Origin of the sequence: Paenibacillus terrae, from assembly GCF_000943545.1 — a bacterium.
GTDB lineage: Bacteria > Bacillota > Bacilli > Paenibacillales > Paenibacillaceae > Paenibacillus > Paenibacillus terrae_A.
The window spans coordinates 14800-30956 of the sequence record NZ_JTHP01000067.1 but is presented as its reverse complement, the minus strand read 5'-3'; the positions used below and the strand labels follow the sequence as shown (position 1 = coordinate 30956).

The 16157-nt window shown below is 48.3% G+C and carries 16 protein-coding genes; 6 read left to right on the top strand and 10 right to left on the bottom strand.

The genetic code is table 11. The features are described from left to right. On the top strand, nucleotides 1-746 hold a 746-nt coding region (locus tag QD47_RS24545), incomplete at its 5' end, for a collagen-like triple helix repeat-containing protein (RefSeq protein WP_044648572.1). A 9-nt stretch (nucleotides 747-755) separates the two neighbouring features. Here the strand turns inward: QD47_RS24545 and QD47_RS24540 are convergent. Next, entirely contained in the window at nucleotides 756-1832 is a 1077-nt protein-coding gene (locus tag QD47_RS24540; protein ID WP_044648571.1) for a glycosyltransferase family 2 protein, read from the bottom strand. A 165-nt stretch (nucleotides 1833-1997) separates the two neighbouring features. Here QD47_RS24540 and QD47_RS24535 point away from each other — a divergent pair, with 165 nt between their 5' ends. The 4 genes from QD47_RS24535 (at nucleotide 1998) to QD47_RS30215 (ending at nucleotide 5530) form a co-directional block, all read left to right on the top strand. Next, nucleotides 1998-3071: a glycosyltransferase gene (locus QD47_RS24535; RefSeq protein WP_044648570.1), complete on the top strand. Its 1074-nt coding sequence runs from the start codon at nucleotides 1998-2000 to the stop codon at nucleotides 3069-3071. A gap of 81 nt (nucleotides 3072-3152) precedes the next feature. Further along, entirely contained in the window at nucleotides 3153-3569 is a 417-nt protein-coding gene (locus tag QD47_RS24530) for a hypothetical protein (protein WP_044648569.1), read from the top strand. Then, complete coding sequence (locus QD47_RS24525; protein WP_044648568.1) at nucleotides 3550-4404, top strand: hypothetical protein; 855 nt, start codon at nucleotides 3550-3552, stop codon at nucleotides 4402-4404. Before QD47_RS24530 ends, QD47_RS24525 begins: the two co-directional genes overlap by 20 nt. Nucleotides 4405-4453: 49 nt before the next feature. Next, the gene (locus tag QD47_RS30215) at nucleotides 4454-5530 is read left to right on the top strand and encodes a BclA C-terminal domain-containing protein (protein ID WP_052646908.1); all 1077 of its coding nucleotides are present in this window, start codon (nucleotides 4454-4456) and stop codon (nucleotides 5528-5530) included. A 223-nt stretch (nucleotides 5531-5753) separates the two neighbouring features. Here QD47_RS30215 and QD47_RS24510 read toward each other — a convergent pair whose 3' ends face one another. The 7 genes from QD47_RS24510 to QD47_RS24480 all read right to left on the bottom strand — a co-directional run bounded on the left by QD47_RS24510 (nucleotide 5754) and on the right by QD47_RS24480 (nucleotide 12464). Next, entirely contained in the window at nucleotides 5754-6323 is a 570-nt protein-coding gene (locus tag QD47_RS24510) for a manganese catalase family protein (RefSeq protein WP_013309567.1), read from the bottom strand. 33 nt (nucleotides 6324-6356) lie between these two features. After that, entirely contained in the window at nucleotides 6357-6797 is a 441-nt protein-coding gene (locus QD47_RS33960; protein WP_082067288.1) for a spore coat protein CotJB, read from the bottom strand. Nucleotide 6798: 1 nt separating this feature from the next. Beyond that, nucleotides 6799-7023 (bottom strand): spore coat associated protein CotJA, encoded by a 225-nt coding sequence (locus QD47_RS24500; protein ID WP_044648566.1) that lies wholly within the window; start codon nucleotides 7021-7023, stop codon nucleotides 6799-6801. 191 nt (nucleotides 7024-7214) lie between these two features. Then, nucleotides 7215-8570: a hemolysin family protein gene (locus QD47_RS24495; RefSeq protein ID WP_044648575.1), complete on the bottom strand. Its 1356-nt coding sequence runs from the start codon at nucleotides 8568-8570 to the stop codon at nucleotides 7215-7217. Between the two features lie 98 nt (nucleotides 8571-8668). Continuing rightward, the gene (gene yfkAB, locus QD47_RS24490; RefSeq protein ID WP_044648565.1) at nucleotides 8669-9799 is read right to left on the bottom strand and encodes a radical SAM/CxCxxxxC motif protein YfkAB; all 1131 of its coding nucleotides are present in this window, start codon (nucleotides 9797-9799) and stop codon (nucleotides 8669-8671) included. A gap of 96 nt (nucleotides 9800-9895) precedes the next feature. After that, on the bottom strand, nucleotides 9896-11056 hold the full coding sequence (locus tag QD47_RS24485; protein WP_082067287.1) for an HD-GYP domain-containing protein: 1161 nt from the start codon (nucleotides 11054-11056) through the stop codon (nucleotides 9896-9898). Further along, a complete protein-coding gene (locus QD47_RS24480; RefSeq protein ID WP_044648563.1) occupies nucleotides 11010-12464 on the bottom strand; it encodes a bifunctional metallophosphatase/5'-nucleotidase in 1455 nt (484 codons plus the stop codon). The genes QD47_RS24485 and QD47_RS24480 overlap by 47 nt, the downstream gene beginning before the upstream one ends. 319 nt (nucleotides 12465-12783) lie before the next feature. Between QD47_RS24480 and QD47_RS24475 the strand changes: the two genes are divergently transcribed. Beyond that, nucleotides 12784-13848 (top strand): HD-GYP domain-containing protein, encoded by a 1065-nt coding sequence (locus QD47_RS24475; protein WP_044648562.1) that lies wholly within the window; start codon nucleotides 12784-12786, stop codon nucleotides 13846-13848. Nucleotides 13849-13928: 80 nt separating this feature from the next. On the opposite strand, the gene QD47_RS24470 is transcribed toward QD47_RS24475, so the two are convergent. Both QD47_RS24470 and sufB read right to left on the bottom strand, forming a co-directional pair. Continuing rightward, nucleotides 13929-14291 (bottom strand): YmaF family protein, encoded by a 363-nt coding sequence (locus tag QD47_RS24470; protein ID WP_044648561.1) that lies wholly within the window; start codon nucleotides 14289-14291, stop codon nucleotides 13929-13931. A 458-nt stretch (nucleotides 14292-14749) separates the two neighbouring features. After that, nucleotides 14750-16147, bottom strand: coding sequence for a Fe-S cluster assembly protein SufB (gene sufB, locus QD47_RS24460; RefSeq protein WP_044648560.1), 1398 nt, complete (start codon nucleotides 16145-16147; stop codon nucleotides 14750-14752). Between the last annotated feature and the right edge of the window lie 10 nt (nucleotides 16148-16157).

The window sequence follows — 16157 nt, the reverse complement described above, 5'->3', positions numbered from 1 at the left end:
CCACAGGCATCGCGGGCGCTACCGGGGCCACGGGGGCCACAGGCACCGCGGGCGCGACGGGGCCTACCGGGGCCACAGGCACCGCGGGCGCTACCGGGGCCACCGGAGCTACGGGCATCGCCGGGGCTACAGGACCTACCGGGGCCACAGGCACCGCGGGCGCTACTGGGCCTACCGGGGCCACAGGCATCGCAGGGGCTACCGGGCCCACCGGGGCTACGGGTACCGCGGGCGCTAACGGGCCTACCGGAGCCACGGGCACATCTGGAGTCACTGGGCCCACTGGGGCTACAGGTGACACTGGAGTCACAGGGCCTACCGGACCCACCGGGGCCTCTGGGGGTTTAGCCAGCGCACTAAGCCGTACCAATACGGGACCTAATACCATCCTGCTGGGAGGCGCTATCACCTTTGCTATAGCGGGTGCTTCTACGGGAACGTTTATCACTGTCGTCAACAACACTACTTTTGGCCTGACCCAGGCAGGTCTTTACAAAGTAAGTCTGGTGCTCAGCACAGCGACCCTGACCCTGCTGTCTACCATCACTCCCTCATTCACCGGAACAGCTACTCCCAGCCCGGGAAGCTACTCTTTCCCGGCGGTTCTAGCAGGTGGCGAAATCGTCGCATCTCTGCTATTTCGGGTTACGGTACCCGGAAATTTACAATTTCTCGTATCCGGGTTGACCTTATCACTGGCAGGAGGGACCAGCTCAATGATCGTCATCGAATACATTTCCGCCTAGCTCTCTTTTTCAAGCCTGGGTGGTCAACACCTGATCCGATAACGCCCCTCCTTTTTCAGCAGCCTCCAAGGTGGCCTGTGCTTCCACAGGCCGCCCCATTTTTGCCAAACAGATGGACATGTAGTACAATGCATAGCTGCTGCCGACTCCTCGCAAAGTCACATATTTCCATGAATTATCACCCATGCGAGTACATTTTTCGAACTCATAATAAGCCTCCAGCAATAACCCCTGATCCAACAGATACAACGCTTTATAAAAATACAAATCTACATAATCCGGGTACAATTGCAGTACCTTGTCAATTCCCGGCCATATCCCCTTCAGGCTGCCGTGACGAATTAAGGTATCGTATTTTAGCTTGTAAACAAGCGCGGGTGGCAGCTTTCCCTGTTCCAGAAAACCGGTAATCGCCAAATTATTCAGTTCAAAAGCCCGCTCCCATTGCTGCAAACGGCTGTATTCACTTGCCAAATGGTAGTCACACCACGGGTCATATCCTTCCTGTGCCTTTTCCTGTTCCAGCAGCCGGATATTCCGCTTTGACTTTTCCTTCACCTCTACGACCTTCTCTGTATATCCATAATGGTGTACAGTCACGGGTAGCAGCGGAGCTTCTAGGGCGTCCTGTTTTCCCGCCGAAGGTTGCAGTCTTTCATGAATATCACGCACAAACTGATACCCGATGTCATTACGGAACAAACGAATTTGCGAGCAGCTATACACAAAACCATCCATCTCATTCAGTACCTTCAAAGCAGCCGTGTCTGCACGGATCGTCTTTACAAACTCGCGCAGCTGCACACTCTCATTGTGATCCAGTTCTTCATCTCCATCCAGCCATAAAATCCATTGTCCTGTCGCGCGGGCTATTCCCGCATTGCGTGCATTCGCAAAGCTGTCATCCCATTCGTACGAATAAACGGCGGCCCCCATGGAACGACAAATGTCCATTGTCCTATCCGTAGACCCTGTATCCGTAATAATAATCTCATCCACAACATCCCTGGCGCTTTGCAAGCAAGCTGCGATCCGTTCCGCCTCATTTTTTACAATCATGCACAGTGAAATGAACGGCCGGCTCATGCCTTCCCCCCTTGCATCAGACTTTGATTTTCTAATCTATTAGAGCGCTACCCAATTTATGATCATCTCCATACCTTCACTCGTTCAACCTAAATTGCTACATAATGAGCAAGCCATCCTAATAAAATGGAGATCATACCAAGTTTTTTGGGAGGGACAAAGAGCATGGTTACCGTCAGCTTATGCATGATTGTCAAAAATGAAGAAGAAGCACTTCACACCTGCCTCAAATCAGTTCATGATCTGGTGGATGAAATCATTATCGTCGATACCGGCTCTACCGACCGCACCCAAGAGGTAGCCGCATCGTTCAATGCCTGGATATACGATTTTGAATGGTGCGATGATTTTTCCGCAGCCCGTAACTATGCATTTGATCAGGCAACACAGGACTATCAATTTTGGCTGGATGCCGACGACATCCTGGAAGAGCAAGACCGACTGGTATTTCTCGACTGGAAAAAGCAAGCCACCCTCTCGTATGACAGCATTACGATGGATTACGTGCTGTCCGTAGATGAACAAGGGCAGCCGCTGCATAAGCTCAAAAGAAACCGGATTGTGCGCCGAGATCGTAATTTCAGATGGATCGGCTTTGTGCACGAATTCCTGCATGTGACCGGAAGCACCTTTCACAGCAATATGGCAGTGACTCATAAAAAGACACGTGCTTACACCGACCGAAATTTGCACATATACCTCAAGCACCGGGAGCAGGGCACCGTATTTTCTGAACGAGATCACTACTATTTTGGCAATGAACTGTATGACAACGGACGGACGGTAGAAGCCATACAGCAGTACGAACACTATTTAAGTCTGAATCAGGGATGGATGGAGGACCGGATTGCTGCTTGCTTTAAGCTTGCGGATTGTTACGGCCGCCAAGGTCAAAAACAGGAGCAACGTATGGCTCTGCTTCGCACGCTTAATCTTGATACACCACGCGCACAGTTCTGCTGTGCCTTTGGCAATTTGTTGATTGAAGCGGAACAGTATGCTCAAGCCATTTACTGGTTCCGTCAGGCTACACTGATCGAACCACCACAAGATGCGATGGCCCTAACCAATTCGTCCTATTACACCTGGCTCCCGCACTTGCAATTATGCCTGTGTTATGACCGGATTGGTGACATTGATAAAGCAAAATTGCATCACCGTATGTCCCAGCTGCATCATCCTACTCATCCCAGCGTTTTATATAATGAACAGTATTTCTCACAGCTACAACAGGGATGAGGAAGACGGGGACCGGGTATGGCATTCCATGCAGCTGACCATAGCCATGATGCAAATTCGGAGTGAAGGGAGAGATTGAACTTGTCTATGCCCGGTATTCCCGACATCAATCCCCTCATCTCTCTCACGAGAAAAGAAGTTATTCATATGATACTCGCATCCATTGCCATGGAGGAAATGGGCCTGTCCAACATACTTCATGCCGAAGGTGAAAAAATACAACGTTTTGTAAACGACGAGGACGTTTGCCTGCAAGATATCCTGCAGTTGAATCGAAGTGTAGAACGAGTATTGCGAGGGGTGGTGAATAACCAGATTTTGCTCCAGCACAAACTGGAGGACGTATTACTACTCGATGGAGAAAGCAGGTCTAACTGCTACCCTGATCCTGATCACAAAGGTCGGTCTTGCCCGAAAAAGGGTGGTGATCACAATCCATGCCGCAAAAAAGACGATTGGGAACGCTGCGGAGACCCTGATGAATGCGATGAAGAATAAAGGGTTTAGCAGCCATCCGCCAGATGAACCTTACGCCCTCCAGCTTTTCCGAGCTGCAGCCCATCTCAACACAGGTTTAGCCACATTAGCCAAATCCCAAAGCCGAATGGTCTCCTTTTTGTCGGACAAAACAAACGAAAACATCTCCTCTCCCTTGTGGCTGCAATTGAATCATTCTACCCTCCAGCAATTGGAGATATCGCTCCTGATCCAAATGGAAGTCGGAAATCATTGGAACACCCTTATATCCACTTTGCATGATGACATCCGACTCCGGCGGGAATACAGAAGTGTCCTGTCTGAAATTTCTATTTCCATAGATGCCCTGGAGACGGCTGCATCCCTCTTATTCGAACAAATCATCCGCTTGCAATTTCTCCTGTCCGTCGACCCTTCCACCCGCCTGTACAAAGATGAACATCAGGAGTCCCTGAGACTGTACCATCAGATTGAACGCTCCCTTCACCTTTTGGAGCATGGGCAGCACCTGATGCATTGGCTCAAAAAGCAGATCAACTCCTCCCCTTCTTCGGAAAGCTCACAGTTTCCTTCGGAGGTTCAACAAGAGAGGAGAGCCGGCAGTCTGGGCTGGCTGCAATTATTAAAGTTCCAGTGGGATTCAGGCCATGCGGCCTCCACGTTACCACCGGGTCAAATGAATCATTTACCCCAAGCGATCGAGCAATTGAAATCCGTTTACAACATTTATTCAGGCAATCTCGCTGGCTTCGACACCTATGTACAGCAACAAATGTCTGTCACTCCAAAAAGACAGCCTACCTTCGGAAAAGTATGGCTGTCCCCTCTGCTTCCGCATTCCATACATTTTCGATGAGTCACCACGTATGAGGAACACCAAATTTATATTAGTAAGGAGGATTCACATGTCTTTTCCTAATATCCCCAATGTAACACCCACGATTAACCTAACACGGGATGACGCGATTAATCTGTTGCTGTCATCCATTGCCTTTGAGGAATTGGGACTTAGTCACATCATCAATGCCGAGGGTGAAAAAATTCAATATGTGCTCGGCACGATACCTGGGCTGACTAGAGGAACGGCTACCATTGCTGACGTTCTTGCCGTGGACCAAAGTGTCAAAAGTGTGCTGGACACCACCGTGAAAAAAGAGCTGCTGCTGCAAGCAAAGCTCGAAAATGTGCTGGCCGCCCCCACACTGGCCGGTCCCACCGGATCGACCGGTCCCACTGGGCCTGCGGGCGGTCCGATCGGACCGACAGGGGCCACGGGCGCGACAGGAGCCGCAGGTGCCACCGGGGCGACGGGTGCTGCAGGAACTGCGGGTGCAACTGGAGCAGTTGGAGCTACAGGGGCTACCGGAGTTGCTGGCTTAGCCGGAGCCACCGGAGCCACAGGTCTGGTCGGGGCCACAGGCCCTGCGGGTGCGGCGGGGGCAGTAGGACCGGTAGGACCGGCCGGAGGGACTGGATCTATAGGAGTGACGGGAGCCACAGGTACAGGGGTGACGGGAGCTACTGGTGTTGCTGGAGCCACAGGCGTAACCGGAGCCACAGGTATCAATATCACCGCTACGAATGCTTTTGTGGCGAATACAACTGGTGGCCTAATAACCGTATTGCTTGGTGGAACGAACGTGACCTTCCCCGGTCCGCCTCAGACGCTGAGCGGAGGCGTTACCATCAACGGTACTAATGATGTATTGACTCTGGCGAACGCCGGAACCTATTACATCAACTATGAGTTAAACACGACGGTTGGTCTTCTGTTGAGCAGCCGTTTGCTCATTAACGGCGTGCAGGCTCCAGGGTCCGTCCTGTCTCCCGTGATCTCGCTGTCCTCTTATAACAATACTGTTATCGTGAACGTAGCAGCCGCAACAACCATCAGCGTGCAATTTTTCGGGGCCGTAGGTGCTGCCACATTGGTCGGAGGCGGCGCGACAGGCGCATCATTGACCATCATTCGACTTAATTAAGATGCGCCATCATCTGCTGCCAGTTCATCATCTCTCGAATGAGTTACCTATAACCATGCTTGCTCATCTGTATAGACGCTGCGAAAGGCGCTTCCAACTGGAGCGCCTTTCATTTTACAATAAGCTTATCCTCGTCCCCTTCCGTACGTTGGATTACAGTGATACACACGCCGTGAAACTGTTCTAACGGAAAATGTACTTAGGGTATCCATTTCCCATTCCCTCAAAATACTTTCTTCCGGTCTCGTTCCCCCTTCAAAATTTCCACAGACTCGTGGAAACGGAGCGAGTGGATTATTTCGCGTTCACGCAGAAACTTTAGACTATCCTGCAAATCCACATCATCTGTCAAATCAATCAGCCACTGATATGTAGCTCTCGCCTTTTCCTCTGCCGCAATATCCTCATACAAATCCGCGATTGGATCACCCTTGGCTTGAAAATAGGTCGCTGTAAAAGGAACTCCGCCCGCGCTTTGGTAATACAGCGCATGATCATGCGCCGCATAATATTCCCCCAGCCCGGCTGCCTTCATTTGCTCTACACTCGCATCCTTGGTCAGCTTGTAAATCATAGTCGCAATCATTTCGAGGTGCGCAAATTCTTCCGTACCTATATCATTAAGTACGCCGATAACCTTATCCGGAATCGTATACCGCTGATTCAGATACCGCAAAGCTGCCGCCAGTTCGCCATCCGCCCCGCCATACTGCTCCATAAGCAATTTAGCCATGTGAGGATCACATTTGCTGACACGTACAGGATATTGCAGCTTTTTCTCATATACCCACATTTATGTTCCTCCTTTATAAAAGGTTGTACCTACCTATACCTGCCACGGCCAAGGGGATTGGCTCCATTCCCAAGGATACTTGGAATAGGAACGGCCAAAATTTTGCAGAGGTCCGTATAGGAGCTGATACTCATTAGCAATCCCGGTCCTTTCCTGTGTCAGCTTATTGAACTGTTCGATAGCCTGTAAATCATCCGGGTGCGTATTGAGGTACAAATTCAGTTCCACCAATACAAAATCCACCGCCTGGAGCTTCTCCAGCAGCGCATAAAACTGTGCATCACCCGGCTTGGTCTGGGGCGCATAGCCTTGGTATAGGTTTCTGTCGTACTGATTGTAGCCCTCAGTATGGTTTTGCTGTTGATAGGGATTTGAATAGGGGCTTTGATTCTGATTCTGGTTCTGCTGCTGGTTCTCAACCTGATTTCGATTCTGAGACTGATTTTGGGCCTGACCCTGGTTTGGATACTCCATTTTACTCGCCTCCCCCCTGGTTTCTACAAGACTCATAAGGGCTGTAAAACAAAGGCCATAGCGTTCCCTTCCTCAGCGCCTCTTCTGGACTGAATTGAGGCAGACCTGGGGGCTGAAATTGTACAAACAGGTTCGGTGGAAGTACAAAGGTTTTGCACAAAACGGGCGGACACGGATCGAACGGACCGACAAACGGGGCAAACTCACCTTGCTGTGGAAATTTCACGGGCCGGGACCTCCTTTGATTGATCCATCTGCTTTACTATTCAACATATGCGGCATCGCCCAAGTCTCGAACAAAAAATTACAGATAAAAAAAGAACCTTCAAAACCACGATAACGTGGTGCTTAAAGGCTCTTGCTTTTACACTCTATAATAGCTTTCATACCGAAACCGACCCAAACCATATCTACGGATCAGGACTCATCGGTGGAAAGTTCATCTTCGATCACAGGGTCAGTCTTGCGGTGAATCTTCACTCTCATAATACGAAGCCTTGTCGCTTCCTCCACCTCAAAGGTCAGGTTATAAAACTCAATCTTTTTCCCTTTCACCGGGCTGCCTTCCAGTTCTTTAAACAGCCAGCCCCCGATGGAATCCACTTCGTCGTCTTCAATGTTCACCCCGGTCAGATCATTGACATCCTCAATGAGCATACGGCCGTCCACCGAAATGAGATTATCCTTAATCTCCACGCTCGGACGTTCATCCTCAAATTCATCGTAGAGATCCCCGACGATTTCCTCCAATATTTCCTCCGCTGTCAGCAGCCCGGCCGTTCCGCCGTACTCATCGACCACGAGAGTCATCTGAGAATGCTTTTTCTGCATAAGACGCAGCACGTGACTTACTTCCATGGATTCTGGCACATTCAAAATAGGACGCACTACCGAGGCCAGATCCAATTGCTCGCCCTGCTCAGCCAATAGAAGATCGGTAATATGAACAAAGCCGATAATCTGGTCCTTATCCTCAACCGCTACCGGGTAGCGAGAATGCTTGGTATCACTGATGATTTTCAGATTTTCCTTAAACGATAAATTGGTATACAAGCAGTCCATATCTGTACGAGGAAGCATAATTTCACGGGCCAGCAAATCGGAAAAATCAAAAATATTGTCCATCAGCTTGATTTCGTCCTTATCAATAACACCGCTTTTGGCACTCTGATTCATCAAGATACGAATCTCTTCCTCCGAATGCGCCGCTTCTGCTTCACTCGCAGGCTGGATGCCGAACGCCCGCAATAACAAATTCGCCGCGGCATTCAACACCCAGATGACGGGCAGAAATATCTTGTAAAAAAGCAGCAAAGGAGCGGATAAAAACAATGCCACACCTTCGGTTTTCTGGATCGCCAAAGACTTTGGAGCCAGCTCACCCAATACAATATGCAAAAAGGTAATCACGCAAAATCCGACAACAACGGATACCGTTGTAATCAGTGTACCGTCAGTTACACCGAGTTTGTGCATGAGTGGCTCGATCAGGTAGCCGGATATTGCTGGTTCACCAATCCAGCCCAAGCCCAACGAAGCCAGCGTAATGCCTAGTTGGGTGGCGGACAGATAAGCATCCAGCTTCTGGTTCACCTTTAGCGCATAGCCTGCCATGCGATGCCCCTCACTTTGGAGCTGCGTCAATCGGGATTGGCGCATTTTGACCAGCGAAAATTCCGCTGCCACAAATACACCGTTCAGAAAGACGAGCAGCAGTACCAAAAGAAGATTCACCGTTAGCAATCCCCAATGAAACTCGGTATGACCTTCCAATACGAACTCCCCATTTCTATAGTTATCATTTTGCATAATTTGACTTGCAACGCTCCATGGTATGATTGAAAGTCACTAATTGGATTTATGCAAAATGCTCATAGTTGTAATGCTTTTCTGGATTTAAAATCTACTCCCTTGTAATACATATCCGCTACGAGCAGATTCGGTCCGCAGCAGGCAGCGGCATCACAATGACAGTTCACGGTCTGATTCAACGGATGCTCATTCAGCCATTCACCGAAAATATCGTCCAGACCGCGCTCCTGAATATTTCCAAAAGCCGGAATGTCTGCGAAATCCGTCACATATACGCTGCCCGTGAACATATTCACATTTACGCGGTTTCTTCCGTCCGGATCATTACGCACCGTAATATTCGGTTCTTGGCGCAGTCGGCGAAGCAGCTTGCGGTCTTCCTCCCGGTCCGAACAGGCAAAGAACGGCAACGTGCCAAACAGCATCCACATATCCTGATTACGCACATCCAGCAGCTTATGAATGGAGTTGCGCATATCGTCGAGAGAAAGGACAGGCAAGGTAGAGGCAAAATTCGATGCATACATCGGATGAACCTCATGCCGTCGGCAGCCCATTTCATTAATCAACTGATGAATACCATCCAGCTTCGTGTGTGTGCGGTAATTAATCATGGATTCGGCAGAAATGAACATCCCCATTTCGCTCAACCTGCGGGCGTTTTCCACCATTTTCTCATAAAGGCGAACAGCCCCCACGCGTGGAGTCGGACGTCCGGTATTTGCAAAACCCACTTCGTAAAAATCGTCGGCATTCAAATAATTAAACGATATATGCATAACATCCAGATAAGGAAGCATCTTCTCATATTTACGAATATCCAATGTCAGGTTGGAGTTGATTTGCGAGCGAATGCCACGCTCTTTGGCATATTTCAGCAGCGGAACGATCACTTCGTCCACCGTTTTATCGAGCAAAGCGGGTTCTCCGCCTGTCATACTGATCGTCTCCAGATGCTCGACTTCATCCAGTCGTTTCAGCATCAAATCTAACGGAAGGAAGGGAGCCTCCTTCATAACAAGCATGTCGCCCACAGCGCAGTGCTCACAGCGCATATTGCACAGATGCGTCACGGTCATTTCCACACTTGTCAGCAAATGACGGCCATGTGTACGCAGCGAGACAATCGGGTCCCACGGATCATACGCTGGCGATATTTGTGGAAGTATGTTGTTTTGTAGAACTGTCATTATTTTTCACCTTATTTCTGTTATTAACCTCAAAAGACGTATGAATATCATATCATGATGTGTAAAGTAGCTGCATATTTTCTTCCACTTCATCTGCTAATCCACGTGCATTGCTCCAAAAGGGGAAGCTGTAGCACCCAGTGTGTTGGTAATCATCACCGAAAGAGATACGGACAGATCCACATCGTAGGGCGCTTTCAGTTCCTGTCCGTCCCGATCCCTCACAATGCGAATAACGGGCCTTTGCGGGATTTTGGAGTGTATGCGCACCACAACCCCTTCTTCCCCCGTATTGAGCATCACGGAGAGCCCCAGCGGGTATATAGCTACACAATCGCGGAATGCCTCCAGCATCCGTTGCTCATACAACGTGCCCGCACCGGCATACAGCACCTCCATTGCTTCATAGGGCAACAATGGCTGCTTGTATATTCGGCTTGCTGTCATCGCATCGTATGAGTCTGCCAGACCGATCCATTTGGCGTATTCGTGGATTTGGTCCTTCTTCCAGCCGTTCGGATATCCGCTGCCGTCGATACGTTCATGATGCTGTAATGCACAGTGAGCCGACAGCAGGGGAATCCCCGGTTCGTCTTTAAGCAGCTTGTAGCCGTTCACCGTGTGCGTTTTCATGTGCTCGTATTCCTCGTCCGTCAATTTGCCCGGCTTATAGAGCACTTGAGGTGAAATTTTCATTTTACCAATATCGTGCAGTAGTGAACCTATGCCCAGCTCCATGAGCTGGTTGTTATTGTAGCCATTGGATATTCCCAGTACAAGTGAATACAGACATACGTTCAATGAATGATGATACAGATCCTGATCTGCCGCCCCGATATCCATCAGCATAATGATGGCGTCCTGACGGCCTCCGATATCGTCCAGAATGGACTCCATCACCTTATAAAATGACTTGCCAAAGTATTGGTGCTTATGATCTACGGAGTAGGATGACAGGCCCTGAAACTGCTTCTTGATCTCCTGTAGCGCCATCTGCCTCGTCTGTTCATGGATCATTTCGGGAATTACGATATCTTCTGTCACCGCATCCTCAATGTATACATATCCAATTCCGACTTGGCCTAGACGTTCAATCAATCGCGAAGTAAGCTCAACACCTTCCGAGAGCAGCACCATTCCATTTTCATTGTATATTTTTTTGCCCAGCTTCATGCCGGCTCTTAATAATGTAACAGGTACCAGTCGCAACTTAATCCTCTCCCGATTGTTGTGATACCTGAAGCCACCTAGCTGCAAAACACTCTTCCATCGCGCCCGGACGCTTCAACTCCATTTCAATCAAATCCCGCAAAAATTCTGGAAGCATAAATCGGAGTTCCGTTCCGTTCGCAAGCACTTCATAACCTGCTCTGAAAGTGAACATATCCAACGTGCCTACCGTATATTGCTCATCTTCTTCCAATGAACGACCCGCTACACGTATATCCGTCACTTTATCATAAGGAGCGCGAGCCGGGTCATATTGAATCTCCAGACCTTCCACACACATCGTACCAAGCACTTTACCTCTAAAGCCAAATCCCGTTATTTTCTTGTCCGCAAATTCTGGTAGCAAGGACTGCTCCAGCGCCAGCCGGATGTCTCTTCCCCACAGCTTCATGACACAGGCATTAATTGGCGAAGGGCATAAGGAATGCAGCATTCCTTTGCTGATATCACCTTGAGGTAAAGCGCCAAGCAGTTGGCCCGCATTCACAAGAGAAATAGCGGTTCCCGTAAAATGTGACACCGATTGTGCCAACAAATTTCCGAAAGGAGACTCCCGATCATATGCAATCTCCAGCTTCCGATCCGTCACCGCCACCGTACTCTCCATGGCACGCTCTGCCTGTCTCCGATGCAGTACAATGGCAGATGCCACCTTTTCGTCCAGCAGTGTGTGATCTACAGGAACTACGCCGCCTGACGTAACCCGAAACGGTTCATGACTACTGTTGCGGCTTAGTGCCACTTCACCCAGCAGCGTTCCATACTTGCCAGCCCCACATAGAGCTGTGCTCCCGATCCACAGCGGTTCCTCCAGCACATGATGGGTATGGCCTCCAAGAATCACATCAATCTCCGAAAACCGCGATGCCAGTTTCTTATCCGAAGGTAAACCCAAATGCGACATCACAACCAGAACATCGACCTGCTTTCTCAGGGACTGAATTTGCTCGCCCAATACCTCAAACGGATCGAGTGCATCCCATCCCAGCAATTGATAGAACTCGCCGAAAGGAGCCGTCACTCCGAGCAAGCCTACCTTGATCCCTGATTTGTCCAAAATCAGAGATTCCTTCATCCACGAAGTTCTTACCCCCGTGGCACTCTCTATCATATTGCCGCATACAACCGGGCAGTGAATTCCCGCATAGGCCTGTGCAAGAATATCCGGGGTAAAAGTCAGACCCTCGTTGTTACCAATCGTAATCGCATCGTACCCCGTCAAATTGATCACATCCACATTCGCCCCACCCAGCGTTCCTTCCGTTTCGGGGGCCATCCGGTCCATGTGGTCTCCCATATCCAGCACAAGCAGCGCATCTCCTAATGCGGCTCTTCGTTCATTAATCATCGCGGCTATCGAAGGCATACTGTCAAAATGACTATGTATATCATTGGTATGCAAAATGGTTAACGTTTGCTGAGTCGTCATCTCCATAACCGCCCTCCTCTATAGTTTATATATCGACTCTGTTGCTTCTAATGTTTAAGGATACCATGTTATTTCGCATTATGGTACATGTCGGCGGGGGTGAGCTACAACCTACGATTTAGCTACTCTGTTGTCTCAGGATAGAGACCCGGGGAGAAGCAAGGTCACAGTGTCTTCGTATGCCTCTGAGAAGAGACGGGTTCCTGGGACCTATTTTACAGCTAGGAATAATAGTTAATTAGTCGTTGTCATCCCATATAATTCTTGATATATTAGGTTTGCTTCGTATTTTCGACAAATTTACGACAATAAGGAGGTTAAGCGCATGAGAGTTCACGTTACCGATGCCAAGCCAGGAGATCGTCTCAGATCCGATACATACAACGAACACGGTGTACCCGTCATGATTCGGGGTACCAAGCTTCAGCACGACGATATCTCCAAGCTCATCATGCACGGTGTCGATTATATCGACATTGATGCCGGTTCAGCGAGCATTCCGGTTGACTTTGCCCCCGATGTTCCCGCTTCCCCCGAATCCCTTAAACGTGCCGTTCCCCTCATGGAGCAGACTATTCATGGCTTTGAAAGCATGTTTCTCAAAGCTGCCTCAACCGGCAAATTTGATGAATTTCGAGTCGATGAGCTGCTCAGCCCCCTCGTTTCAGAGCTGGCTCATCAAAAAGATGTCGTATCTCTGCTGCTCATCATGGAACGGGGAGATCACTATACGTACAATCATTCTCTCCAAGTGGGTGTACTGTCGTATTACATTGCCACATGGCTTGGATATACAGAAGAAGAAGCCTATACCGCCGGTAAAGCCGGATATTTACACGATATAGGCAAGTCCATGATACCGGATGAGATTTTGAATAAACCTGATAAGCTGACGCCTGAAGAGTTTAAGGAAATGAAAAAACATTCCCTTTACGGCTATGATATCATTCGCAACTCAACAAGTGATGAGATTTCGGCAATCGTCGCCCTGCAGCATCACGAAAGAGAAGATGGAAGCGGATACCCTCATGGACTGTTCAAGAAGGATATTCATCCTTTCGCCAGTATTACGGCAATTGCAGACGTATATAGCGCTATGATCTCCAACCGTGTGTACCAGACGAAACAGGAGCTGCTCACCGTACTGCGCGAGCTGCACAGCATGAGCTTCGGACATCTGAACCCGGAAGCCACTCAAGTCTTCATCCGGCATATGCTTCCGAATTTTATTAACAAGCAGGTCCTTCTGACTTCGGGTCAGACGGGAACGATTATTTTGAACAATCCTGCCGATTATTTCAGACCTTTAGTGAAAATTAATGAAAATGAGTATATAGATTTGTCCAGAGAGCGACATGTATCCATTGATGAAATTTATCTGGAATCCTGATTTGACTGTCCTTGATCCGTAGGTAATTCCGCAAAAATAAAGAAGGCAGGAAAAGTTTCCTCACCTTCTACATTCGTTCATTAAATAAGAGGTGCCTGAATCAATGTTGCGAAATTAAACTGGTGTACATGACCATCATTTAATGTAGTTTGGCCCGTAACAAAATGTACGTGTTTGCCATTTCCGACTGGAATAGCTGGTCCTGTTCTAATCTTTTTCAGATTATGAAAGTGGTTCAGAAAATCAGTATTTGTAAGGTCAATTTCATGGACATGACTTCTTCCAACTCGAATCGCTTGCCCAGTAACACCTGCAAAGCGGTGATTATGTCGGTCTGCGCCTTCTTCAGCCAGTTTGGTACTACCTTCAAATTCATGTACATGCCTCTGTGTCTGTTTAGAAGAGATTGTTTTCTTCTTTACTGCAGGTTTATTCTTCTGCATCCGTTGCCTGCCTCCTTATGTTTTTGTGGCTTACAACATCCTATTAAGCAAACATAGTTAAGTGCTAGGCAATTATCCGCAGTCCTAACAATAAATTTTTTAATTCTACCTCCCCTTATAAACAACCGAATCATAGATCATCCTTATCTGGAATGGATTAAAAGAATGACGTGGTTTCGCAAAACCGGAATGTCGGTAGCCGAACAAAAGGAATATGTTGATCTGAGGGTTCAAGGTGGATTAAGTATTAAGTATGTATTGCAACGGTTAGATCATAAGACAATTCAGAAAACTACCGACATCTATTTAGACATTACGGAAAAAATAGAAGAAGACGAACTTAAAAAGTTCGCCTCCTACACTAACAGGGAATACGAGTCGGCACAAAATCGGCACGATCCGTCTTTAAGATCTTTAGATTATCTCAAAAACCTTGTCTCACCAAGGGTTACGGCGTTTTAACCAATACTGCCTTCCATCTCGAACTTGATCAAACGGTTCATCTCGACCGCGTACTCCATCGGCAGTTCTTTGGTGAACGGCTCGATAAAGCCCATAACGATCATTTGCGTCGCTTCCGCTTCGGTCAGGCCACGGCTCATCAGATAGAACAACTGATCCTCCGATACCTTGGAAACCGTTGCTTCGTGCTCCAGCGTAATGTCGTCGTTCATGATTTCATTATATGGAATTGTATCCGAGGTCGATTGATTATCCAAAATCAACGTATCACACTTGATATTCGATTTTGCCCCTTGAGCCTGACGACCGAATGAAGCCAGTCCGCGATACGTTACTTTACCGCCATGCTTACTGATCGACTTGGATACAATCGTCGATGTCGTATCTGGTGCCAAGTGGATCATTTTCGCCCCTGCATCCTGATGCTGGCCTTTGCCTGCAACTGCAATGGACAAGACCATACCTTTAGCTCCACGGCCTTTCAGCACAACTGCCGGGTATTTCATCGTCAGCTTGGAACCGATGTTACCATCGACCCATTCCATCGTTGCATTTTCTTCTGCAACCGCACGTTTGGTCACCAGGTTAAAGATGTTTGGTGCCCAGTTTTGGATCGTTGTGTAACGAACACGTGCGTTTTTCTTACAAATGATTTCCACCACGGCGCTATGCAGCGAGTTCGTGCTGTAAATCGGAGCCGTACAGCCTTCTACATAATGAACGAAACTGTCTTCGTCAGCAATAATGAGTGTACGCTCGAATTGTCCCATGTTTTCCGAGTTAATACGGAAGTAAGCCTGCAATGGAACTTCACATTTTACACCCTTCGGTACATAGATAAAGCTTCCACCTGACCATACCGCACTGTTCAGTGCTGCAAACTTGTTGTCCGCAGGAGGTACAACTGTCGCAAAATACTCTTTCAGAATTTCAGGATGCTCACGCAGCGCCGTATCGGTGTCCATGAAAATAACGCCCTGATCTTCCAGTTCCTTTTGCATGCTATGGTAAACAACCTCGGATTCATACTGTGCGGATACACCAGCCAGAAACTTTTGCTCCGCCTCAGGAATCCCCAGTTTATCAAAGGTTTCTTTAATTTCCGTAGGAACCTCTTCCCACGTTTTTCCTTGTTTCTCGGAAGGTCTTACATAATACTGGATATCGTCGAAATCCAGCTCACTCATATCTCCGCCCCAGTTTGGCATAGGCATTTTTTCAAACTGCTTTAGTGCTTTCAGACGGAATTCCAGCATCCATTCTGGCTCATCCTTAATTTTGGAGATTTCCTTTACGATTTCCGGAGTGAGACCCTTACCTGTTTGGAAAATGGATTTGTGCTCGTCACGAAAGCCATATTTATACTCTTCCATTTCCGGTGCTTGCTTGGCCATGTTTCTCAAA

What these genes read in the sequence shown, in the direction of transcription:
- QD47_RS24540 (WP_044648571.1), bottom strand. Translation starts at nt 1,832, where the DNA reads ATGAGCCGGCCGTTCATTTCACTGTGCATGATTGTAAAAAATGAGGCG.
- QD47_RS24535 (WP_044648570.1), top strand. Translation starts at nt 1,998, where the DNA reads ATGGTTACCGTCAGCTTATGCATGATTGTCAAAAATGAAGAAGAAGCA.
- QD47_RS24525 (WP_044648568.1), top strand. Translation starts at nt 3,550, where the DNA reads ATGAATGCGATGAAGAATAAAGGGTTTAGCAGCCATCCGCCAGATGAA.
- QD47_RS30215 (WP_052646908.1), top strand. Translation starts at nt 4,454, where the DNA reads ATGTCTTTTCCTAATATCCCCAATGTAACACCCACGATTAACCTAACA.
- QD47_RS24510 (WP_013309567.1), bottom strand. Translation starts at nt 6,323, where the DNA reads ATGTGGGTATATGAGAAAAAGCTGCAATATCCTGTACGTGTCAGCAAA.
- QD47_RS33960 (WP_082067288.1), bottom strand. Translation starts at nt 6,797, where the DNA reads ATGGAGTATCCAAACCAGGGTCAGGCCCAAAATCAGTCTCAGAATCGA.
- yfkAB (WP_044648565.1), bottom strand. Translation starts at nt 9,799, where the DNA reads ATGACAGTTCTACAAAACAACATACTTCCACAAATATCGCCAGCGTAT.
- QD47_RS24480 (WP_044648563.1), bottom strand. Translation starts at nt 12,464, where the DNA reads ATGGAGATGACGACTCAGCAAACGTTAACCATTTTGCATACCAATGAT.
- QD47_RS24475 (WP_044648562.1), top strand. Translation starts at nt 12,784, where the DNA reads ATGAGAGTTCACGTTACCGATGCCAAGCCAGGAGATCGTCTCAGATCC.
- QD47_RS24470 (WP_044648561.1), bottom strand. Translation starts at nt 14,291, where the DNA reads ATGCAGAAGAATAAACCTGCAGTAAAGAAGAAAACAATCTCTTCTAAA.
- sufB (WP_044648560.1), bottom strand. Translation starts at nt 16,147, where the DNA reads ATGGCCAAGCAAGCACCGGAAATGGAAGAGTATAAATATGGCTTTCGT.